This is a genomic window from Micrococcales bacterium, from assembly GCA_016703125.1.
Lineage (GTDB): Bacteria > Actinomycetota > Actinomycetes > S36-B12 > UBA10799 > JADKAV01.
In genome coordinates this window covers 364497-386271 of sequence record JADJCR010000004.1, presented here as the reverse complement: position 1 = coordinate 386271, position 21775 = coordinate 364497, and the positions used below count along the sequence as shown (strand labels likewise).

General features: G+C 69.0%; 22 protein-coding genes, 3 tRNA genes and 1 pseudogene. 18 read left to right on the top strand and 8 right to left on the bottom strand.

Annotated features, from left to right (window positions below; all coding sequences use genetic code 11):
* The first annotated feature begins 1 nt into the window (after position 1).
* The gene (locus IPG68_08740) at positions 2-412 is read left to right on the top strand and encodes an FMN-binding protein (GenBank protein MBK6763344.1); all 411 of its coding nucleotides are present in this window, start codon (positions 2-4) and stop codon (positions 410-412) included.
* Positions 413-438: 26 nt separating this feature from the next.
* Positions 439-1140 carry an FAD:protein FMN transferase gene (locus tag IPG68_08735; protein MBK6763343.1) on the top strand — a complete coding sequence of 234 codons (702 nt, stop codon included), beginning with the start codon at positions 439-441 and terminating at the stop codon, positions 1138-1140.
* Between the two features lie 8 nt (positions 1141-1148).
* Here the strand turns inward: IPG68_08735 and IPG68_08730 are convergent, their stop codons facing one another.
* The 3 genes from IPG68_08730 to IPG68_08720 form a co-directional block, all read right to left on the bottom strand.
* Complete coding sequence (locus tag IPG68_08730; GenBank protein MBK6763342.1) at positions 1149-1589, bottom strand: SRPBCC family protein; 441 nt, start codon at positions 1587-1589, stop codon at positions 1149-1151.
* Between the two features lie 158 nt (positions 1590-1747).
* Positions 1748-1823: transfer RNA gene (locus tag IPG68_08725), tRNA-Arg, on the bottom strand.
* Positions 1824-1876: 53 nt separating this feature from the next.
* Positions 1877-2851, bottom strand: coding sequence for an alpha/beta fold hydrolase (locus IPG68_08720; GenBank protein MBK6763341.1), 975 nt, complete (start codon positions 2849-2851; stop codon positions 1877-1879).
* 184 nt (positions 2852-3035) lie between these two features.
* Here IPG68_08720 and IPG68_08715 point away from each other — a divergent pair.
* A pseudogene (locus tag IPG68_08715) lies at positions 3036-3801 on the top strand (hypothetical protein).
* A gap of 51 nt (positions 3802-3852) precedes the next feature.
* Here the strand turns inward: IPG68_08715 and IPG68_08710 are convergent.
* From IPG68_08710 to IPG68_08695, 4 genes are all read right to left on the bottom strand, one after another.
* The gene (locus IPG68_08710; GenBank protein ID MBK6763340.1) at positions 3853-4683 is read right to left on the bottom strand and encodes a DUF2817 domain-containing protein; all 831 of its coding nucleotides are present in this window, start codon (positions 4681-4683) and stop codon (positions 3853-3855) included.
* A gap of 172 nt (positions 4684-4855) precedes the next feature.
* Positions 4856-5392 carry a ferritin gene (locus IPG68_08705; protein ID MBK6763339.1) on the bottom strand — a complete coding sequence of 179 codons (537 nt, stop codon included), beginning with the start codon at positions 5390-5392 and terminating at the stop codon, positions 4856-4858.
* Positions 5393-5402: 10 nt separating this feature from the next.
* Positions 5403-5990 carry a flagella basal body P-ring formation protein FlgA gene (locus IPG68_08700; GenBank protein MBK6763338.1) on the bottom strand — a complete coding sequence of 196 codons (588 nt, stop codon included), beginning with the start codon at positions 5988-5990 and terminating at the stop codon, positions 5403-5405.
* A gap of 50 nt (positions 5991-6040) precedes the next feature.
* Positions 6041-6334 carry an FmdB family transcriptional regulator gene (locus tag IPG68_08695; GenBank protein MBK6763337.1) on the bottom strand — a complete coding sequence of 98 codons (294 nt, stop codon included), beginning with the start codon at positions 6332-6334 and terminating at the stop codon, positions 6041-6043.
* On the opposite strand from IPG68_08695, the gene IPG68_08690 reads away from it, so the two are divergent.
* The 7 genes from IPG68_08690 (at position 6333) to IPG68_08660 (ending at position 11931) form a co-directional block, all read left to right on the top strand.
* A complete protein-coding gene (locus IPG68_08690) occupies positions 6333-7409 on the top strand; it encodes an ATP-binding cassette domain-containing protein (protein MBK6763336.1) in 1077 nt (358 codons plus the stop codon). The genes IPG68_08695 and IPG68_08690 overlap by 2 nt on opposite strands.
* Positions 7409-8146 carry an ABC transporter permease gene (locus IPG68_08685; GenBank protein MBK6763335.1) on the top strand — a complete coding sequence of 246 codons (738 nt, stop codon included), beginning with the start codon at positions 7409-7411 and terminating at the stop codon, positions 8144-8146. Before IPG68_08690 ends, IPG68_08685 begins: the two co-directional genes overlap by 1 nt.
* Positions 8147-8287: 141 nt before the next feature.
* On the top strand, positions 8288-9199 hold the full coding sequence (locus tag IPG68_08680) for a UTP--glucose-1-phosphate uridylyltransferase (protein MBK6763334.1): 912 nt from the start codon (positions 8288-8290) through the stop codon (positions 9197-9199).
* Positions 9199-10383 carry a molybdopterin molybdotransferase MoeA gene (locus IPG68_08675; GenBank protein ID MBK6763333.1) on the top strand — a complete coding sequence of 395 codons (1185 nt, stop codon included), beginning with the start codon at positions 9199-9201 and terminating at the stop codon, positions 10381-10383. Before IPG68_08680 ends, IPG68_08675 begins: the two co-directional genes overlap by 1 nt.
* Entirely contained in the window at positions 10380-11042 is a 663-nt protein-coding gene (locus tag IPG68_08670) for a GNAT family N-acetyltransferase (protein MBK6763332.1), read from the top strand. Before IPG68_08675 ends, IPG68_08670 begins: the two co-directional genes overlap by 4 nt.
* Before the next feature lie 5 nt (positions 11043-11047).
* Positions 11048-11833 carry a hypothetical protein gene (locus IPG68_08665; protein MBK6763331.1) on the top strand — a complete coding sequence of 262 codons (786 nt, stop codon included), beginning with the start codon at positions 11048-11050 and terminating at the stop codon, positions 11831-11833.
* A 24-nt stretch (positions 11834-11857) separates the two neighbouring features.
* Positions 11858-11931, top strand: a tRNA-Ala gene (locus IPG68_08660).
* Between the two features lie 86 nt (positions 11932-12017).
* Here IPG68_08660 and IPG68_08655 read toward each other — a convergent pair.
* Complete coding sequence (locus IPG68_08655) at positions 12018-13526, bottom strand: phospholipid carrier-dependent glycosyltransferase (GenBank protein MBK6763330.1); 1509 nt, start codon at positions 13524-13526, stop codon at positions 12018-12020.
* Positions 13527-13549: 23 nt separating this feature from the next.
* Between IPG68_08655 and rsmI the strand changes: the two genes are divergently transcribed.
* From rsmI to IPG68_08615, 8 genes are all read left to right on the top strand, one after another.
* Complete coding sequence (gene rsmI / locus IPG68_08650; GenBank protein ID MBK6763329.1) at positions 13550-14380, top strand: 16S rRNA (cytidine(1402)-2'-O)-methyltransferase; 831 nt, start codon at positions 13550-13552, stop codon at positions 14378-14380.
* Between the two features lie 810 nt (positions 14381-15190).
* Entirely contained in the window at positions 15191-16729 is a 1539-nt protein-coding gene (locus IPG68_08645; protein MBK6763328.1) for a methionine--tRNA ligase, read from the top strand.
* A complete protein-coding gene (locus tag IPG68_08640; protein ID MBK6763327.1) occupies positions 16726-17583 on the top strand; it encodes a TatD family hydrolase in 858 nt (285 codons plus the stop codon). The genes IPG68_08645 and IPG68_08640 overlap by 4 nt, the downstream gene beginning before the upstream one ends.
* On the top strand, positions 17583-18425 hold the full coding sequence (gene rsmA, locus IPG68_08635; GenBank protein MBK6763326.1) for a 16S rRNA (adenine(1518)-N(6)/adenine(1519)-N(6))-dimethyltransferase RsmA: 843 nt from the start codon (positions 17583-17585) through the stop codon (positions 18423-18425). The genes IPG68_08640 and rsmA overlap by 1 nt, the downstream gene beginning before the upstream one ends.
* A 9-nt stretch (positions 18426-18434) precedes the next feature.
* A complete protein-coding gene (locus IPG68_08630) occupies positions 18435-19355 on the top strand; it encodes a 4-(cytidine 5'-diphospho)-2-C-methyl-D-erythritol kinase (GenBank protein MBK6763325.1) in 921 nt (306 codons plus the stop codon).
* A gap of 25 nt (positions 19356-19380) precedes the next feature.
* Positions 19381-19455, top strand: a tRNA-Gln gene (locus IPG68_08625).
* 65 nt (positions 19456-19520) lie between these two features.
* The gene (locus tag IPG68_08620) at positions 19521-20978 is read left to right on the top strand and encodes a PAS domain S-box protein (protein ID MBK6763324.1); all 1458 of its coding nucleotides are present in this window, start codon (positions 19521-19523) and stop codon (positions 20976-20978) included.
* Complete coding sequence (locus IPG68_08615; GenBank protein MBK6763323.1) at positions 20975-21673, top strand: sensor domain-containing diguanylate cyclase; 699 nt, start codon at positions 20975-20977, stop codon at positions 21671-21673. Before IPG68_08620 ends, IPG68_08615 begins: the two co-directional genes overlap by 4 nt.
* Positions 21674-21775: the final 102 nt, after the last annotated feature.

The following is a 21775-nucleotide window of genomic DNA, read 5'->3' as shown; positions in this document are numbered from 1 at the left end:
CATGAAGCGCATCGTCTTCGCAATACTGACCACCCTGACCGTGGTCGTGCTGCTCTTCGGCTACCACACCTCGACGATGGGGGCGATCACCTGGACGGTCGTCGCCTCGGGTGCCGACGCCGCCGCGACCCCCGAATCCCGCACCGTGACCGGGCCCGCGGTACAGACCCAGTGGGGGCCGGTGCAGGTGCAGATCACGGTGAGCGGCTCGCAGATCAGCGACGTGCAGGTGCTGCAGTACCCCTACAACAACCCCAAGGACCAGCAGATCAACGACTACGCGTTGCCGATCCTGGTGGACCAGACCCTGGAGGCGCAGAACGCAGACATCGACATGGTCAGTGGGGCCACAGTGACCAGCAGCGGATACCTCCAGTCCCTGCAGGCCGCGTTGGACGAGGTGGGGCTGTGAAGCGCTACGTCGCCCACGTCATGGGCATGCCGATCAGCCTGGCCATGCGTGGTCGGCACGCCGACGATGAGCGGGCGTGGCAGCGGGCCATGGACAGCCTGCGCCGGGCCGACGAGGTCTTCAGCACGTATCGAGAGGAGTCCTTCATCAGTCGCCTCGACCGCGGGGAGGTGACACTCGCGCAGTGCCCGCCGGAGGTCGCCGAGGTGCTCGCCCTCGGCCACGCGGCCAGCATCGCCTCGGGTGGCGCGTTCTCCATCTGGCGGCCAGGGCTGGACCCCTCCGGCGTGGTCAAGGGGTGGGCCGTGGAGCAGGCCGCAGAGTACCTGCGCGATCTGCCCGACACCGACTTCTGCCTGTCCGCCGGCGGGGACATGGTGTGTCATGCCCACGACGTGCCCTGGAAAGTGGGGATCGAGAATCCCCGCGACCCCGGGCGACTGGTGGCCACGGTGTCGGTGCGGCAGGGCGCGGTCGCCACCAGCGGGACCGCCCACCGCGGCGAGCATGTCGTGGACGCCCGCGACGGCAGCCTCCCGCAGGGGGTGGCCAGCGTCACCGTGGTCGGGCCTTCACTCACGTGGGCAGACATCGACGCCACTGCAGCCTACGCGCTCGGCCAGCGGGCCGCGGCTTGGCTGACTACCCGCCCACGGCGGACCGGCCTGGTGGTGTGGGCCGATGGCACGCCTCAAGTGGTTTCGGGGCCCGGCGCGCACGCAGCCTGAGTGCTGACTCAGGCGGCTGCCTCCACCTGCGCCTTGAAGTTGTCGAGCAGGGTCTCGAGGAAGCCGGTGTGGCTCTTCGCCATCCACTCCTCCAGGGCCTTCCCGACGGCCGGTGCGCTCACATGCCACTCGCCCTCGCCGGTCAGCTTCGTGCCACCGTCGTCCGGTTCGAAGGAGAAGACCCAGACCGGTTTCTCCGGACCGAAGACCACCTGAGCGACGATCCGCTCGGGGCGGGTCACCTCGGTGTACTCCATGTGCCCCTGGAAGTGGACCCCCAAGCCGTGGGTCCAGATGGTTGCGTGGGTTCCGACGCCGTCAGGGGTCAACTCCACATCCCTGACCGCTACTTCGGGTGAGCATGTCCAGAACGTGCCCAGATTCAGTGCGTGGTCGAACGCGTCCTCGACCGGGGCGTTGATTGTGACGCTGCGCGTCAGTTTCGCCATGGGACTCAACCCCCTTCTGGAGTCCGGCGGAAGTGTGACCTCCGTCACTTCCATTGTAGATCCGGGGAGCCTATCGCCGGCCCACTGCAGGGGGGACCGGGGCCGGGAATCGTTTGGTGGTCAAGCTCGCGGGCGGGCGTCCGTGGGAGGACTGCGCCTGGTGCCCCCGGCAGGAATCGAACCTGCGACCAACGGTTTAGGAAACCGCTGCTCTATCCCCTGAGCTACGGGGGCGACGGGTTCAGTCTAGGGAGCCGGGCGTCACGCTCGTTCCCTCACTCCGCTGGTCACTGGGCGTCGGGTTCGACTTCGTCCGTGACCAGCTGGGGGCGGCGCGCCCAGAATCGCCGCGGACGGGGCCCCTCGGCCAGGGCCCGCACCCACGCGCGCCCGTCGTACTTGGCCGGCTTGGTGTCCAGGATGAAGTCGATCAGGGCCGAGGCGAAGTGCTCCGGGTCGTCCTCGTGCGGGAAGTGCCCGGCGTGCGGGATGATCTCCAACTGCGAACCGGGCAGCACCGCGTGCGCGGCATAGGCGTGCTTTACCGGGATGACGCTGTCCTGCTCCCCCCACACCACCAGGCTCGGCATCGACTCGGCCAGGTACGCCCGGTCGAGCATCGTGATGACCTGTCCGCGCCAGTCCACCGCCGCACTCAGGACGTGGTGGAATGCGCGACGTCGCCCCGGGTCGCCCAGGGCCTCGTACACCTCGGCCATGCCCCCGAAGTCGACGGTGCCGGGCAGGGCCAGTCGGTGCAGCCCACGCATGGCGGCCACCGTGGGGCGGCGGACCGGGGCGACGGCCACGGCCTTGAGGGCCGTGCTGCCGCCCGGCATGGTGATCGCGCGCAGCAGGGGGTTGACGCTGCGGCCGAGCCCGCCGGAGCCGACCAGCACTAGGCGCTGGGTGCTCTGCGGGAACTGGTAGGCGAACTGCATCGCGATGCCGCCGCCGAGGCTGTGGCCCACGACGGTGGCCGAAGTGATCCCGTTGAGCGCCATCAGGTCGCGCATGCCGTTGGCGTACCCGCCGATGCTGTAGTCGGCCCGGGGGGAGTCGGACTGCCCGTGGCCGAGCAGGTCGGGGGCGATCACCGTGAAGTGCCGGCTCAACGGACGCAGGACGGGAAGCCAGGTGCGGTGATCGCAGCCGATGCCGTGCAGGAGGAGCAGTGCCGGTCCGCGACCCACCTTGACGAAGGCCCGTCGGTGGCCGTGGACCGTCACGACCTGGACCTCGGGAACGGCTGACAGCGGCATGATCACCTCCGGTACGGGCATTGTCCACTATGCCGCCGGGGAGGCGGACGTGTCCGCGCAACCGTCGAAGAGGCCTCCCGGCGAGCGGCGACATGTGACGTAGGACACGCGTGTATTGGACACTGATGGGGGATGATGGTTTGAGCCACTGTTGCCCGGTGGCGAGAGAACGTCTGGAGGTTCCATGGCCCATTACAAACTTCCCATGCTCGAGGAGACCGGGTACGCCGTGCTCGACGCATACGGCGATCCGATCGATCCCAAGGAGTGGATGTCCCTCGAGTACGTGGACTGGAAGTCGGGCGGTGACACCCGGTTCGCTCCGCTGGCCAGCGCGTACGGCGAGATCGAGTGCAACGGTTTCTGGCACTTCGACCCGCCGAAGGCCGACAAGGACGGCGTCTGGATCGACAGCCAGGTCGAGAAGGCCCCCACGCTGGTCAAGCGTGCGCTGGAGGTCGGAGCGAACGTCGGTCGCTGCCGCATCATCGAACTGCAGCCCAACACCTATGCCGATGCGCTGTACAACTCCCACCAGGACGACAACAACCGCCTGAACCCCTGACGGCGAGGGTTGGGTCATCCGGTGCTTCATGAACCTCACCGACGACCAGGACACCTACATGATCCTGCGTGAGGACATCAACGACCCCGAGTCCGAGGTGCGCATCAAGTTGCCGGCCGGCGCCCAGTTGATGGTGGACTCCGAGCGCCTGTGGCACTCGGTGTGGCACAACGGCGACGAGCCGCGCTACTGCCTGATCACCTCGTTCGAGTCCGGTCCCGAGGTCGAGAAGTGGATGTGGGAGAACAACCCCCGCTTCGACGTCAACGACCTCGAGATCGACGCCGAGGAGCAGCAGAAGGCGGAGGTCGAGGCACAGGAGCGCCGCGACGCCCGTACCGCCTACTACGGCTACGACCCCACTGCTGTGAAGTCCGAAGCCTGATCGTCGACCGAAGCCCCGGTGATCCACCGGGGGCTTCGTCATGTTCGGTGGTCAGGGACGCTTCTGAGTGGGTTTCAGATCCGGCACGAGGTTGACCATGGCGCGCGCCATGGATCGCTGACGGGCCGCGGGAATCCGGCGGGGAAGTTCCACCGTCACCGCCCAGCCCTTGTAGGTGGTGTTGAACCACCCGGTCATGGTCCCTGCGCACTTGGTGACACAACTGACCCGGCTCACCGGCAGGCGCAGGTCGTCGCTGAGCCGGCGCACCCATTTGCGCACCTTCTTGTGCGTCCCGCGGTCGATCACGTTGAGGTGCTGATGGTAGCTCACCACAGCGTCGGGACGGATCTGCTCGACGCCGGTCATCAGCGCTTTCGTCTCCGGTTCGCTGGCCGGCCGCGGGCCGGAGTAGTACAGGGAACCGGGCGAACCCTTCTGCCAGTTCCCGGGGAAGTTGCGGTTGAGGTCCACGCGGTTGGCGTTGCGGCGGGTGCGCATCGCAGCGCCGTCGGGGTTGATGGTGCGGATCGTCCAGATCGCAGTGCCTTTGCGGGGGGTGAGTTTGCGCAACCGGTCCACCACGTACCGGCCGTAGGGCTCGTCGCCATGCATCTGTCCCAGCACCAGCAGCACCCTGTCGGCATCGGGCTCGCCCTGCCGGGTGGCCACGATCGGGCGACCCTTGCGCGACTGCCCGAGGACCAGTCGTTTGGGGAGTCCGGGTGCGGGCGTGATGGTGGGCGTGGGGGTCGGGGTGGGGGTCGGTGTGACCGTGTCGGTGGGAGTGGGGGTCGGTGTCGGGGTGTCCTCCGCCCACGCGGCAGCGCCGCCGCCGGTCAGGGCGAGGGACAGGCACAGGGTGACGAAGGTGCGACGCATCCCTTCGAGGTTAACCCGGCCGCCGACGTAGGCTGGAAGGGTGGGACGCAAACTGAATCTCGACGTGGAGCTCGACCCGTCGGTTACCCAGGATGAGGCCGGTGGCCATGAGTCGACCGATCGGGATCTGCTCGCCGAACGCCCGCCCCACCACGATCGCGAGTGAGGACAGTCAGGCAGTGAAGCCGACGGCGCCGCCCGCTGCGCTCGGGGCGGTCGGATCGGCCTGCGGACCGGAGGTCTCCCGGGCCAGGTAGTCCTCGAGGAGCATGAGGTTGTCCCCGCAGCGCTGAGCCACCTGCAGCAGGGTTGACATGCCCGAGACCTCTTCTATCTGCTCCTTGAGGAACCAGTGCGTGAACTGCTCGCCGAGGAAGTTCCCCTCTTCACGGGCCGCGGACATGATCTGCTCGAACTGCCTCGTGACGGCCTGCTCCTGTTCCACGGAGGCGGCCAGGATCCCGGTCACCGAGCCCGGTACCGCGGCGACCTGGGGGACAGCGGGGATCGTCACGTCGATCCCCCGATCCATGAGGTACTGCACGATCATCATGGCGTGGTTGCGTTCTTCCAGTGCCTGCGCGTAGAAGTGGTGCGCCATGCGCGGCAGTGCCTGCTGGTCGAACCACACTGCGAACGCGGTGTACTGCTGGGACGCGGTGAACTCGTGCTGGATCTGCTCGAGGAGCAGCTTGTGGGTTTCGGGCACGAGCCATACCCTACGCCTGCGCCAGGACCATCGCGATCGTGTCCGTCGCGGCCGCCTCCACGATGTCCGCGACCGCTGCTGCCGGTACCGCCACGACGGCTCCGGACTGGTCAGCGACCGTCAGCACCGGCGCCGCCGTCGCCAGGGTCCGGGTGGTGCCGGACTGTGTGCGACCGATGAGATTCACCCGGTCCCCGGCTCGGACCAGCCCCGACCCGGACAACGGATCCGGCGGCAGGGCCACGGCCACCGCGTCGGGTCCGGCCCGGGCCAGTAGGGACGGGCCGACGACGCGCTGATCGGTCAAGGGTTCCCCGGCACGGATGGCGGCTGTCGCCCGCCGGCCCACGATGGGCTCCACGCTGGTGGCCGCCGGCGGTGGGTGGGAGTCTGCCGGCCAGGCGACCACGGTCACGTCCGCGGCCTCGACGATCTCACCTGCCGCGACATCCGCCACCGCAACCACGGTGGGCGTGGTCGCAGGTGGGGTGTTGCTGCGAGCCCACAGCAGCACCCCACCGAGGGCGATGAGGATCGTTGCCACCGGCCGCTGCAGACGACGCCAGCGGCGCTGCAGGCGCCAAGAGGAGATGACCATGCGCCGACCCTAGGAGCGGGACCGGACATCCCGCCGCCGCCATCCACAGGTCAGGATGCTGTGGATGACCCGCCGCCGGTCGACCCGGCTGCCTTCGTGGTGCTCTTGGTCGAGTCCGTGGTGCTCTTCTTCTCCGCAGGCTTCGCGCTCGTCGAGGGACTCTTCGCGGTGCGGGAGTCCGTGCGGTAGAACCCCGACCCCTTGAACGTCACGCCGACGTTGCCGATCACTCGCTGGACCTGTCCACCGCATTCGGGGCAGATCTGAACTGGATCGTCGTGGAAGCCATGGGCTTCTTCGAACCGGTGCTCGCAGTCCCGGCATTTGTACACGTAGGTGGGCATGCATACCTTCCGGGGGTTTCGCGTCTCACGACCATCTTCGCAAGAACCCACTGGCCAGGCACCACGAGGGGCGCCCACCGGCCTCGCCGTCGAGTCCTCCGGAAGGTGTCCGATAGCGTCGAGCGCGTCAGTCCACGCCGACCGGGAGGGGTGCTGCGTGATCGTCACGGCGTCCAATCTGCACAAGACCTACGGGAGCACGGTCGCGGTGGACGACCTGAGTTTCCAGGTCCGGCCAGGGCAGGTCACCGGCTTCCTGGGCCCCAACGGTTCGGGCAAGTCCACCACCCTGCGACTCATGCTCGGCCTGGATCACGGTCGCGGCGTCACGCTGTGGGACGGCAAACCCCTGGACCTGCACAGGCACGCACCCAAGGTGGTCGGTGCGCACCTCGACGCCAAGTTCTTCCACCCCAACCGCTCGGCGCGAGCACACCTGCGGATGCTGGCCGCGGCCAGTCGCACCCGCCGCAAACGCGTCGACGAGGTCATCGCACTGATGGGCCTCGAGTCCGTGGCCAAGAAGCGCCCCAAGGGCTTCTCGCTGGGAATGGGCCAGAGGCTGGGTCTGGCCTCGGCGATCCTGGCCGAACCGCAGGTACTCCTGCTCGACGAGCCGGCCAACGGGCTGGACCCGCAGTCGATCCACTGGCTGCGCGACTACCTCAAGCATTACGCGTCGCAGGGCCGCAGCGTCCTCGTGTCCAGCCACTTGCTCAGCGAGATGGAGATCATGGCCGACCACGTCGTGGTCATCGCCAAAGGACGACTGCTGGCCGACGAATCGGTCGGCGACTTCGTCAACCGATCGACCAGCAACGACGTGCTGATCCGCTCTCCGCGCATCGATGAGATGGTCGGGGCACTGGCCGAGGAGGTGCCCGGTCTGCAGCCCCGACCAGAACCGCCCGACGGCGTGGCCGTCACGGGCCTGTCGACCGACCAGATCGGCGACATCGCCTTCCGGCACCAGGTCCCCGTGGCCGACCTCACCAAGCGCACCGCGAGCCTGGAGCAAGCCTTCCTCGAACTCACGGAGTCGGGCCAGGAGTTCCAGATCGGAGGGATGGCCTGATGGATCTGTTGACGTACGAATGGCGTCGTGCCCGCAGCATCCGCACGACGTGGATCACCTCGCTGTTCGTGATCCTGTCCGTCGTGGGGTTCTCCTACCTGATCAGCATCGCCGGGACCGACGCCGACGGGAACCCGGTGAAGGTGCCGGCGGCCGAGGTGGTGTCGCAGTCGGTGCTCGGCAACCCCATCGTGATGGTCCTGGTGGCCAGCCTCGGTGCGATGGCTTTCGGTCATGAGTACCGGTATGGCACGATCCGGTTGACCCTCACGGCATTCCCCCGGCGCACGGGGGTCTTCTTCGCGAAGTTGCTCACGACGCTGTTCATCCCCCTGCTGGTGCTCGCCGTTGCGGTGGCCGCCTCGTACGGCTTGCTCGTGGCTCTGGGCTCCACGGACACCGCTGCTCTCGGGGACCCGGCGATCACGTGGCCCGACGCCCTTTGGCAGATGCCGGTCTTTGTCCTCACCTACGCGGTCTTGGCCTTCTGCCTGACTTTGATCACCCGCAACCACCCCCTGGGGATCATCGGGCCGTTGCTGCTGTCTTTGGTGGAGACGGCGCTGATAGCGATCCTCGGCGGGCGGGTTGAATGGCTGCCGCAGGTGCTTCCGCTGTGGTCCATGCAGACGTGGTTCAGCGGCGAGGACGTGGCCCTTTCGGTGGGCGTCTGGGGGGCGTGGATGGTGGCTCTGCTGGTGCTCGGGTTCGTGCTCCTTCGTCGCCGGGACGCCTGAGGCTGTCCGCGCGTCCGCTTCTGCGAAGTGACCAGCACCAACTGCAGGACGCCACCATCTGGTCGCGCGGCCTCCGGGCGGTGACTACGCTGCGCAACGCCGATGACTCCTGACGCACGCCTTTCGCACTAGGGTCGTGGCATGTCGAGAGATCGTGTGACGAAGGCGGTGGTGCCGGCGGCAGGGCTGGGGACGCGGTTCCTCCCAGCCACGAAAGCCACCCCCAAAGAGATGCTGCCCGTGGTCGACCGGCCCGCCATCCAGTACGTGGTGGAGGAGGCTGTGGAGGCCGGGCTGGACGATGTGCTGATCATCACGGGACGCAACAAGTCGACCCTGGAGGATCATTTCGATCGGGCCCCGATGCTGGAACGCACCCTGTCCACGAAGAACGATCACGACCGCCTGGCCACCGTGATGGAGGCGGCCGAACTCGCGCAGGTGCACTACACGCGGCAGGGCGAGCCGCGCGGCCTCGGGCATGCCGTGCTGTGCGCGGACATGCATGTCGGTGACGAGCCCTTCGCGGTCCTGCTCGGCGACGACTTGATCGACACGCGCAACTACGTGTTGGCAGAGATGCTCAAGGTCCGCGAGGAGCTCGGGGGCAGCGTGCTGTGCCTGATGGAGGTGCACGAGTCCCAGATCCACCTCTACGGATGCGCGGCAGTCAGGCCGGTACCAAGGTCGGCCGCGGTGCGGATCACCGACCTGGTCGAGAAGCCCGACACCGCCGCGGCACCGTCCAACCTCGCGGTGATCGGCCGGTACGTGCTCGATCCGGCGGTGTTCGACGTCCTGCGCACGACCCCGCCGGGCCGCGGCGACGAGATCCAGCTCACCGACGCGCTGAAGACCCTGGCCGGCATGGACCCGGCTGACGGCGGCGGGGTCCACGGCGTCGTCTTCAAAGGTCGCCGCTACGACACTGGCGACAAGCAGTCCTACTTGCAGGCCACTGTGCGGCTTGCCAGTGCCCGTGAAGACCTTGGCCCCGACTTCCGTGCCTGGCTGCGCGAGTTCGTGGCGTCCAAGGAGTTCGCGGAGGACTGATGCGCAGCCTTGCCGAGCATCTGCAGATGGTGATGGGCCGGGTCAGGCCCCTGGAGCCACTGGCTCTGCCATTGCTGGATGCCAATGGCTGTGTGCTGGCTGCGGACGTGGCCGCACCGACGGACGTGCCGGCGTTCCACACCAGTGCGGTGGTCGGGTACGCGGCGCGTTCCGGGGACATCGCCATGGCGTCACCGCAGGCGGTGCTGGCGCTGCGGGAATTGCCGGTGGGCGCCCCCTTGGCCCCCGGCTGCCTGGTGCCGGTGGGGGTCGGCTCGCCGCTGCCCTACGGTTCTGACTGCGTCGTCCCCGCCGAGTACACGGATCGTGGGGCGCCGATCGTGCGGGTGGGGCGCGCCGTGGTCCGGGCGGAGAACGTGGCGCTGGCCGGCAGCCAGGTCAAGCGCGGCACCACGCTGCTGTCCGTGGGGCAGGTGCTGGGCTCACGGGAGGTCGCACTGCTCGCCGCGATCGGGATTGGCAAGGTTCCCGCCTATCCGCGCCCCCGGATCGCTGTGCTGACGACCGGCTCGGAGTTGTACGACACCGGTCGGGTGCGCCTGATGCCCGCGGACCCGCGCGCCAAACCCGACGTCAACGGGGTGTCGATGGCCTGTGCGGTGGTCGAGGCCGGAGCGCTGTCCTACCGGGTGGGCCCGGTCGCAGATGACCCGGTGCGGTTGCGCAAGATCCTCGACGATCAACTGGGCCGCGCCGACATGGTGGTGACCACCGGCGGGATCGGCACCGAGCCCGACGACGTCCTGCGGCCGGTACTGGCCACGATGGGCACCGTCGACTTCGCATTCGTGGCGATGTCGCCGGGGCGGGTGCAGGGCACCGGCTCGCTGGGATCGTCCAACGTGCCACTGATCGCGCTGCCCGGCGAACCCACGGCGGCGTTCGTCGGCTTCGAGTTGTTCGTCCGGCCGGTCATCCGGCGCCTCATGGGGCATGCGGAGGTCTTCCCGGCCCGGGAACCGGTCGAACTGACCGAGGCGGTCAGCGGTGAGCCGGACGTGACCACACTGGTGCCGGTGGCCGTCGTGGACGGCACGGCGGCCCCGGTCGGCGAGGGGGTGCGGGCGTTGACCAGGGCCAACGCCCTGGCGGTGGTTGCGCCACCGCACGTGGATCTGCACAAGGGCGAGACTGTGATGGCGATGAGGTTGGAGCACGGATGAGCCGCCTGTGGCTGGCGACGCTGGAACGCGGACACGTGCGCCTGCGGCCCATCAACAACCACGACCGGCAGGCATGGCAGGCAGTGCGGGCCCGCAACGTCGACTGGCTACGACCGTGGGATGCCACGTTGCCTCCCGGAGCATCCGACGCCGCAACCACTTTCCGCGGGATGGTCCGCGCTCTGCGCACGTCGGCCCGGGCGGGGACCACGATGCCGTTCGCGCTGGATGTGGACGGGGCGTTCTGCGGGCAGGTCACCGTCGGCAGTATCCACTTCGGCTCTCTGCGCGGCGGGCACATCGGTTACTGGATTGACCGGGCGGCCGCCGGCAGTGGTGTCATGCCGATGGCCGTGGCCATGACCACCGACCACTGCTTCGCCAGTGGCCTGCACCGCATCGAGATCAACATCCGCCCCGAGAACGGTCCCAGTATCCGGGTCGAGGAGAAGGTCGGATTCCGCTACGAAGGCCTGCGCGAGCGCTACCTGCACATCGACGGCGACTGGCGCGACCACGTCTCGTACGCGCTGACCGTGGAGGAGGTCAACGAACCACTGGCCGACCGATTCGCGCGCCTGTACGGCGAACCGAAGGGCATCAACCCCCGAACACGCCGGTCAAATCCGGGATCCGGTGGTGGCCGGACCGTAGGCTAAAGCCCGTGCTCACAGGCCTTCTCTACGCCGCAGTCATCGCTATGTGGGCGGTCGTTCTCCTTCCCCGCTGGCTCGGGACGTCGGACAAGTACCGCGACGCCCGCACCACGCAGCGCTTCCGCCGCTCCCTCCGTTCGGTCTCCGTGCGCCGTCACCGGTCGCATGACGTGGCCGCCATGCCGGGTCGGCGCGCCAGTCGGGTGGACACCGCGCCTGCCGACGCCGCCATCGACCGGCACCTGGATCTGGGGATAGACCCGTTTGTCGGCACCGCAGAGGACGGTCACCGTCAGCGGGCCCGCGTGCAGCAGATGCGCCAGCAGGCCACCCTCGCCGCGGCCGTGCGCCGGCGCCGCATCGTCGCGGTGCTCGCAGTCGTCACCGTCCTGCTGGTCGCCGGCGCGATGATGGGCGTCACGCCGCTGCCGCTGGCGGTCGTCGCCACCGGCGCCCTCGGCGGGTACCTGTACCTGGTGAGGGCCCAGTCCCGTGCCCGGGCGCAGGCCGCCGAGTCCCGGCGCCACCGCGATCAGTCCGGGACCGCGCCGGCCGAGGCGAGCCGACAGCGCGAGACCTGGGAGCCCATCAGGTCGCCGGAGCCGTCGTACATGCGGGCACCGCGCGCCACCGCAGTGCCGCGCGAGATCGACTCCGACGACCCCTGGACCGCGGAGCGCATGTTGGAGCAGGCCGCTGCGCTGCGTGCCGGTCAAGACGCCGAATCCGACCTCGGTCTCGACGAGTACGCGTACCCGCACGAGTACCAGACCGCCCGGGCGGTCAACGAGTAGCCAGTTGCTACCCTGAGTGCACGCGGGGCTGTAGCGCAGTCCGGTAGCGCACCTCGTTCGCATCGAGGGGGTCAGGGGTTCGAATCCCCTCAGCTCCACCGCAGAAGTCCCCGGTCCATCCGCAGGCGGGCCGGGGACTTCCGCATGTGGCACGCCGCACCCGCGGGCGGGACCTCCACGGCGCTCACACCCAGGTCGGCAGCCACATCCGCATCTGCCATTCCCGGTACGTGATCACCTCGGCGGTCCAGACCGGGTAGAACCACCAGGCCGCCACCAGCGCCAGTAGCAGGAGCGTGGTCACTGCGATGGCCGCGTTGCCGCGGCGCTCCCGGGTGTCGGATGCCGTGCCCAGGATGGTGCCCAGCGACATGGTCAGTGCGGTGATCATGAAGGGCAGGAAGACGACCGCGTAGAAGGCGAAGACGGTGCGTTGCTGGAACAGCAGCCACGGTGCCCAGCCGGCGAGGAACCCGCACAGCACCGCGCCGGCGCGCCAGTCGCGCACCGCCGCCCAGCGCCACACCTGGTGGAACAACGCCAGCACCGCAGCCCACCAGATCACCGGGTTGCCGAGCGCGATGACCTCCTGCGCACAACTGTCGGCCCGGCAGTCCAGGCCCTCGGACTCGTAGTGGAAGCTCGTGGGACGTGCCAGCACCGGCCAGCCCCAGGCGTTGGCCTGGTAGGAGTGCGCCGTGGTCAGTCCGGTGTGGAACTTGTAGGCCTCCCCGTGGTAGTGCGCCAGGGAGCGCAGCGCGGCCTGCACGCCGGTGTAGCCACCGTTGTCGGCGGCCCACGTCCGCAGATATCCGGAGCTGGTGAACCACCCGTACCAGGTGGCCAGATACGCGAGCAAGGCCATCGGCAGGATGACCAGGGCGGCAGGCAGGGCGTCGCGCAGAAGGGTGCGGACGAAGGCGTTGGGTTCCCCGCGCTCCCGTCGCATACCGAGGTCCCAGAAGACCGTGAGCAGACCGAAGCCCACCACGAACCACAGGCCGCTCCACTTGACCCCGCAGGCCAGACCCAGCGCCACTGCGGCTGCCCAGCGCCACGGCCGCAGGCTGTGCTTGGGCCAGAGCCGGCGGGTGCGGTCGCGGTCCAGCAGCAGCGCGCCGAAGGCGGCCAGCACCAGGAACGCCAGGACCCCATCGAGCAGGGCGGTCCGGCTCATGACGATCGCCATGCCGTCGATGGCCAGCAGGAACCCGGCGATCGTGCCCAGCAGGTTCGAACCCGTCATGCGGCGCACGATCCGCGCGAGCATGACCACCGAGAGGATCCCCAGCACGCACACGGCGATCCGCCACCCGAAGGGATCGGCCCCGAACACCTTCTCGCCGGCGGCGATCACCCACTTGCCGAACGGTGGGTGCACCACGTAGGAGGGGGAGTCCTTGAAGATCTCCCGGGCCGCATCGAGGTTGCCGTCCAGTCCCAGCAAGGTCTCGTTGGCGTTCTTCTTCGCGTCCATCTCGTGGCCGAACAGCAGCAGGGCCAGCGCATCCTTGGCGTAGTACGTCTCGTCGAAGACCAGCGCGTGCGGACGGCCGAGGTTGGGCAGTCGCAGCAGCGCCGCCAGGACACCCATGAGCACCGGCCCCAGCCACCCGCGCCACCCACCGGCGGGACCCGCCTGGGGCGCTGCCACGGCGGCCTGCGTCGGTTGCGCCGCGGTTGTTAGGCTCACGCGGGCCAGCATAAGGAGGTGCGGTGTCCGGAGGAGACGGCATCCTGCTCGTAGCCGCGACCCCGCTCGGCGACCCGGCGGATGCCTCGGCTCGGTTGCGTGATGCGTTGGCCACCGCCGACGTCGTGGCGGCCGAGGACACTCGTCGTGCCCGGAGGCTGGCCGCCGACCTCGGGATCCGGATCGGCGGCAAGGTCATCTCCCACTACGACGCGGTGGAATCCCAGCGCGCGGAGATGATCGCTGCGCAGGTGGCGGACGGGTTGCGGGTCCTGGTGGTCACCGATGCGGGCATGCCGTCGGTCAGCGACCCGGGGTTGGCGGCCGTTCGCGCCTGCATTGCTCGGGGGTTGCCGGTCACGTGCCTGCCCGGGCCGAGCGCGGTGACCACGGCCTTGGTTCTCAGCGGCCTGCCGTCCGACCGGTTCTGCTTCGAGGGTTTCCTGCCCCGCCGCCCCGGGCAGCGGCGCCAGCGACTGCGGGCCCTGGTCGCCGAACCGCGGACGATGGTCTTCTTCGAGAGTCCCCGACGCACCCAGGACTGCCTGGCGGACATCGCGGAGTTCTTCGGCCAGGACCGGCAGGTCGCGTTGTGCCGCGAGCTGACCAAGACCTACGAGGAGGTGCTGAGGGGCACGGCGGCAGAACTCGTGCCGCGGGCCGGGGATCTTCTCGGGGAGGTCACCCTCGTGGTGGCGGGCGCCCCGGAGACGGCCCCAGACCCCGTGGATCTCGTCGACGATGTGCGTTCGCTGGTGGCCGGCGGGATGCGGACCAGTGAGGCGGTCGCGCAGGTGGCCCGGGGCGCGGGAGTCTCGCGCCGCGAGTTGTACGCGCTGGTCGTGGGTGGGTGAAGCACGGGATCGCTCCCGGCTGTGGATCCCGCGGCCCGGGGGTGGCTGTCGGCCGGACCAGCGCAGGGCGGGAGTGACACGGGCAGTGGGGAGCGATTCTGCACGGTTGGATCGCTCCCGCCTGGAGGTTTCGCTAACGCCTGTCCCGCGCAAGGTGGCCGCGGAGGACTGGCGCCAGGCGGATGACACGCGGTTGTATCGCTCCCGCCTGTGGATCCCGCGGCCCGGGGTGGCTGCCGGTGGGACCAGCGCAGGGCGGGAGTGACACGGGCAGTGGGGAGCGATTCTGCACGGTTGGATCGCTCCCGCCTGGAGGTTTCGCTAACGCCTGTGAATCCCGCGGCCCGGGGGGTGGCCGGCGGAGGGACTGGCGCCAGGCGGATGTGACACGCGGTTGGATCGCTCCCGCCTGTGAATCCCGCGGCACGGGGGGTGGCTGCCGGTGGGACCAGCGCAGGGCGGGAGTGACACGGGCAGTGGGGAGCGATTCTGCACGGTTGGATCGCTCCCGCCTGGAGGTTTCGCTAACGCCTGTGAATCCCGCGGCGCAAGGGGTGGCCGGCGGAGGGACTGGCGCCAGGCGGATGTGACACGCGGTTGGATCGCTCCCGCCTGTGGATCCCGCGGCCCGGGGGGTGGCTGCCGGTGGGACCGGCAGGGCGGAGCACGGGCAGTGGGAGCGATTCTGCACGGTTGGCTCCCGCCTGTAGGTATCACTCCCGCCTGTGAATCCCGCGGCAGTGCGATGAGCACGACAGGTGCGACCACAGCCCCGCCTAGACTGGGGCGAGACCAGCCAGGAGACCCCGCATGACTAAGGCGTTCTACGTCACGACGCCCATCTACTACGTCAACGACGCCCCACACATCGGCCACGCGTACACCACCGTGGCCGGCGACGTGCTCACGCGCTGGCGCCGGCAGCGGCAGGAACCGGTGTTCTACCTCACGGGCACCGACGAGCACGGGACCAAGGTGGAACGCACCGCGCGGGACAACGGCGTGGAGCCGCAGGTGTGGTGCGACCGGCTCGTGGAGGAGTCGTGGAAGCCGGTCCTGCAGACCATCGATGCCGCGAACGACGATTTCATCCGCACGACCAGCGACCGGCACCGCATCGGGGTGCAGAAATTCTGGCGGACCCTGCAGGACAACGGCCATGTGTACGAGGCCGACTTCGAAGGGCCGTACTGCGTCGGGTGCGAGGAGTTCAAGCGGCCCGGCGACCTCGTCGACGGCAAGTGCCCGATCCACGACCGCCCCGTCGAGATGCTGCACGAGACCAACTACTTCTTCCGCCTCGCCCAGTTCGCTGACGCCCTGCTCGAGCACTACGAGCGGCATCCGCAGGCGGTGGAACCCCGCAGCGCGTACAACGAGGTCGTCTCCTTCATCAAGGGCGGGCTCGAGGACATTTCCATGTCACGCTCCAGCGTGTCGTGGGGGGTGCCGCTGCCGTGGGACGAGCAGCAGGTCGTCTACGTGTGGTTCGACGCGCTGTTGAACTACATCACGGCGATCGGCTACGGCGACGACGAACGGAAGTTCGCCGCGAACTGGCCGGCTGATGTGCATCTGGTGGGCAAGGACATCCTGCGCTTCCACGCGGTCTACTGGCCGGCCATGCTGATGGCCGCCGGCCTGCCCTTGCCCGCGAAGGTCTTCGCCCACGGCTGGCTGCTGGTCGGTGGGGAGAAGATGAGCAAGAGCAAGCTCACCGGGATCTCGCCGGAGCAGATCATCGACGACTTCGGCTCCGACGCCTTCCGCTACTACTTCCTGCGGGCCATCCAGTTCGGGCAGGACGGCTCGTTCTCCTGGGAGGACATGGCTGCGCGCTATACCGCCGAACTGGCCAACGGGCTGGGCAACCTGGCCTCCCGGGCCACGGCCATGGTGGCCCGCTACCGTGCCGGTTCACTGCCCGCCCCCGGGGACTACGCCAACGCAGACCTGGCGCTGCAGGAGTTGCTCGCGGCCTGCGCTGAGCGTGCGGATGCGGCGATGGTCCAACTGGATTTCAGCACCGGCATCCTGGCGGTCAAGGACTTCGTCGATGCTGTCAACGTGTACGTCACCGAGCAGGAGCCCTGGGTGCTGGCCAAGGACGAGGCGGACGCTCAACGTCTGGACACCGTCCTGTACACGATCTGCGAGTCCCTGCGCGCCATCGCCGTGCTCTACCACGCCGTGATGCCGAAGGCCACGGCCGAGATCTGGGCCAGCTTGGGGGTGCAGGAGGACCTGGCCGCGCAGTCCGTTCAGGACGTGGCCATCTGGGGTCAGCTGCCTCCCGGCACGACCGTGACCAAGGGCGCGGCGCTGTTCCCGCGGCTGGAGACCGCGTGACGCTGCCGGAGGGCTATCCCGCGCTGCCCGAGCCACTGCCCTCACCGGTGGTGGACAGCCACTGCCACCTGGACATCGGGGCCTCGGGTCGTGACGGTGAGGCAGGAATCGATGTGGGGACGGCCTTGGCTGCGGCCGAAGCCGCCGGCGTCGATGCCGTGGTGCAGGTCGGCGTTGACGTGCCCAGTTCAGAGGAGGCGGTGCGGCTGGCCGGTGAGTGGCCCCGGATCGTGGCGGCGTTGGCTCTGCACCCGAACGAGGCGCCCCGCATCCATGCCGACCGGGGGGCTGAGGCGCTGCAGGAGGCGTGGCGACGCATTGCGGAGTTGGCTCGCGGTGAGCGCGTGGTCGCCGTCGGGGAAACGGGGATGGACTTCTTTCGCACCGATGCGGCCGGGCGCGCCGCGCAGGAGGAATCCTTCCGCGTCCACATCCGGCTGGCCAAGGAACTGGACAAGGCCCTGGTCATCCACGACCGGGACGCGCACACCGCCATCCTGCGCGTCATGGACGACGAAGGTGCCCCGCGCCGGGTGGTGATGCACTGCTTCAGCGGCGATGCCGATTTCGCCCGCGAGGTCGTGGCTCGCGGGTGGTTCTGCTCGTTCGCCGGCGTCGTCACCTTCAAGAACGCGGGGCCCCTGCGAGAGGCGCTGACCGCCGTCCCGCGCGACCGCCTGCTGGTGGAGACCGACGCGCCCTTCCTGGCCCCGGTCCCGCACCGCGGGCACCCGAACGCCTCATACCTCATCCCACTCACGATGCGATTCATGGCCGAGCACCTGCAGGAGGACCTGGGGACGCTGTGCGAGACGGTGCGGGCCAACACCTTCGAGGCGTTCGGAGCGTTCTGATGGCGCTGCTGGGTCCCGCCCAGATCCGCGACCTGGCTCGGGAACTCGACCTGCAACCGACGAAGAAACTCGGCCAGAACTTCGTCATCGACCCGAACACCGTGCGCCGGATCGCTGCGGCCGCCCACGTCGGTCCCGGCGACGTCGTCCTGGAGGTGGGACCTGGACTGGGGTCGTTGACGCTGGCACTGCTGGAGACCGGCGCCCGGGTGGAGGCGGTCGAGATAGACGCCCGCCTCGCGCGCCGACTGCCGATCACCATCAAGCAGTTCTCGCCGGATGCGGCCGATCGGTTGACCGTGCGGTGCGAGGACGCGGTGGCGATGCAGCCCCAGGCCGAGGTGACGGCGTTCGTGGCGAATCTGCCGTACAACACCGGCGTGCCCATCCTCTTGAATGTCCTCGAGAGGTTCGCGTCAGTGACCTCCGGGGTGGTCATGGTGCAGGCCGAGGTCGCCCAGCGGCTGACCGCCGGGCCAGGATCTCGCCAGTACGGTGTCCCCTCGGTCAAGACCTCCTGGTGGGCCGACGCGACATGGGCCGGGAAGGTCGGCACGGAGGTATTCTGGCCCGCCCCGAACGTGCAATCAGGCCTTGTCCGCTTCGTGCGGCACGAGCAGCCCGATGCCGAACAGCGTGCGGCCACGTTCGCGGCCGTGGATGCGGCGTTCGGGCAGCGCCGGAAGATGCTGCGCAGCGCGCTGCGCGAGTGGGCCGCGCCGCTGCCGGCGGTGACGATCTGTGAGGAGGCCGGCATCGACCCCACCCGCCGGGGGGAATCCCTGAGCGTGGACGACTTCTTGGCCCTCGCCGGCGCGAAGTCGCGGCTGTCCAGCCCCTAGCCTGGAGAGGTGCCGCTTCCGAAAGCCGTCTCGGTGGAAGCCCCAGCCAAGATCAACCTCTACCTGGGGGTGGGGCCGCTGCGTGAGGACGGTTACCACGAGCTGGCCACCGTCTTCCAGGCCCTCGACCTCGCGGACGAACTCACCGCCTTGCCGCAGGAGTCCGGGATCAGCCTGGAGATGGATCCCGACGGGGAACAGGTGCCGGGCCGCGCCTCGGACAACCTTGCCGTCCGGGCGGCCCGGGCCCTCAAGAAGCGCCACAAGGTGAAGTCCGGTGCCCGGCTGGTGATGACGAAGTCGATACCGGTGGCTGGCGGCATGGCCGGGGGCTCCGCGGACGCAGCCGCCGCCCTCGTGGCGTGCAACGTGCTGTGGGGTCTGGGCTGTTCGATGTCCGCACTGGCCGAGATCGCCGCTGACCTGGGTTCGGACGTGCCTTTCAGCCTGCAGGGCGGAACCGCACTGGGTGCCTCGCGCGGGGAGTTGCTCACCCCGGTCCTGGCCACCGGGGAGTTCACCTGGGTCGTCGCGACCTCGTTCGCCACCTTGTCGACGCCGCAGGTGTACGCCACGTTCGACCGGCTCAGCGCCGGGCGCGAGGTCCCGGCCCCGGGCGTCCCGCGTGAGTTGCTGGCCGCGGTGCGTTCCGGCGATCAGGTGGGCCTCGGACAGCACCTGCACAACGACCTGCAGGCCGCCGCCATCGCCATGCGCCCGGAACTCGACCTCTTACTGGAAGCTGGCCTGGACTACGGCGCGCTCGGCGCGATGGTGAGCGGCAGTGGACCCACCTGTGTCTTCCTCGCCCGCGATGCGGAGCACGGCCTGGAACTGGCCGTGGGCTTGTCGACCACGGGACTCTGCCGCAGCGCCCGCATCACCACCGGCCCGGTCTCCGGTGCGCACACGGTGGCCGTCATCAACTGAACACCGCGATAGCCTGGGAGCACATTCCCCGTTGGTGTAATCGGCAACACAACTGGTTTTGGTCCAGTCGTTCCAGGTTCGAGTCCTGGGCGGGGAGCCATCGGGACGCGGGCGTCCCTCTTTCGTGTCCGGCGTCGGCGTGTTCGAGTCTCCTACTCTGGAAGCGTGTCGGCCCGGGGAGAGATCGCGGCATTGCGCACGATCATCGACGTGCAGCACGCCATGATCACCGAGAAGCTGTCGGTTCACGACGTGATGCGCAGGATCGTGGCCGCTGCGTGCGAGATCACCAACGGCACCGGGGCGCTGGTGAGCCTGCTGCGTGACGACGCGTTCGACCACGCACACTCGGCCGGCATCCTGGAGGGCACGGAGGAAGTGCAACTGCCCCGCCACGGCAGTCTGGCGGGGCAGGCGGTCGATCGTCGCGAGGTTCTGATCAGTCCGGACGCGGCCGACGACGACCGGGCCTTCTCCCCCTACGTGCGACGCACGGGGGTCCGTTCGCTGGTCGTGGTGCCTCTGTTCAGCGGGGACGAGGTCGCCGGGGTGCTCAGCGTGGCGTCGCGGCAGGAGGATGCCTTCGGGGAGGCCGACGTGGCAGCCGCCACCAGACTCGGCGCGTTCATCGCCTCCGTCCTGCGGGCGGCGGTCACTCTGGAGGACCGGCGGCGCGAGCACGACGCCTACCGTCTCATCGCCGAGACCAGCGGCGATGTCGTGTTCCAGATCCATCCATCGGGCGACATCGAGTGGGCCTCGCCGGCAGTCCTGGAGATCTACGGTTACGAACCCGCGGAGATGGTGGGGATGCGGATCGGCCAGTTGGTGCACCCCGATCATCGGCCTCGCTTCCTGCAACTGATCGCAGACGCCAAGGGAAGTGGCGACCAAGTGGCCGAGATCGCGGCCGTTCGCGCAGACGGACGCACCGCCTGGACCGAGGTGGCGGTGAGGGTCGTGCGCAATGAGGACGGTGGGATCAGCCACTGGGTGGCGCGGGTCCGGGACGTCTCGGCGGCTCACGCCGACCGGGAGGCGCTGGCAAGAAGCGAGGCCCTGTTCCGAGCCACGATGGACAACGCGCCCATCGGCCAGGCCTTGGTGGGCCGCGACGGGCGTTTCCTGCGCGTGAACCCGGCACTGTGTTACGTACTCGAGCGCAACGAGGAGGAATTGCTGTCGAGTACCTGGCAGGCGCTGACCCACCCTGATGATGTCGGCGTGGATGGGCGGATGGTGCAGGAACTCCTCGACGGGAGACGTGACTCGTTTCGGCTGGTGAAGCGGTATGTGCGCCCGGACGGGCAGATCGTGTGGGGGGATCTGTCGGTGGCCGCCGTGCGCGACACGCAAGGGCGGGTGCTGCATTTCATCTCGCAGATCCTGGACGTGACCGAAGCGCGACGCCGCGAGGACATGGTGCGAGAGACCGCCGAACGTTTCCAGAAGTTGGCCGAGCACAGTGCCGACGTGTTGGCCCAGTACGACGACAAGGGACGCGTGACGTGGGTGTCGCCGAACTGCCTGGAACTGCTGGGGCGCCCACCCCACGACCTGCTGGGGGCGACCTCCTGGACATCGTGGCACCGTCGCATCGGCAGAACGTGCTCGCGGAGATGACACGGCTCGCCCGCAGCGACGAGGAGGGTCATTTCGAACTGCCGCTCATGCGCCCGGACGGTTCGACGGTGTGGGTGGACCTGGCCAGCACGCCGCTGCACGACGAAGCGGGCCGGCGCATCGGCAGGGTCGCCCGCCTGCGCGACATCACCGCCCAGGTCGCCGAACGCGAGGAGTTGGAGCGCCGCGCCACCAGGGATCCTTTGACGGGCCTGCTGAGCCGGGATGCGGGGTACCGTCAACTCGCCGCCGTGCTGGGCCACCCTCCCCGCGCCGGAACGCTCAACATGCTGGCGTTCGCCGACGTCGACGCGCTGAAGACGATCAACGACTCCCACGGGCACCTGGCAGGTGACGAGCTGCTCCAGGTGGTGTCGGCCCGTATCCGTGAGCGGCTGCGCGCCGATGACTGCGTGGCTCGCGTCGGGGGCGACGAAATGATCATGATCCTCACCGGACTCCGGCAGCCGAAGCAGGGACTCGTCGTCCTCGAGGACATGCTCGCGTATGCCCATCGGCCGTTGGACTTCGAGGGGATCACCATCACTCCGAGCCTGAGTGTCGGTGTGACGTTACTGGAACCGGGCGAGACCCCCGATGACGCCATCGCGCGCGCCGACCATGCCATGTACGAGGCGAAGCGGGCGGGCGGGAACATGGTGCGCTTCGAGGTCGGCGAGGTGTCCAGGTCCTGATCGGCTCCAGCGCGGGGTGACGACGGCCCGGCCGCAGGCCCACCCCATTAGACTCGCGGCGTGGATCAACCAGTCGCGATCGTGCTCGCTGCAGGTCTGGGC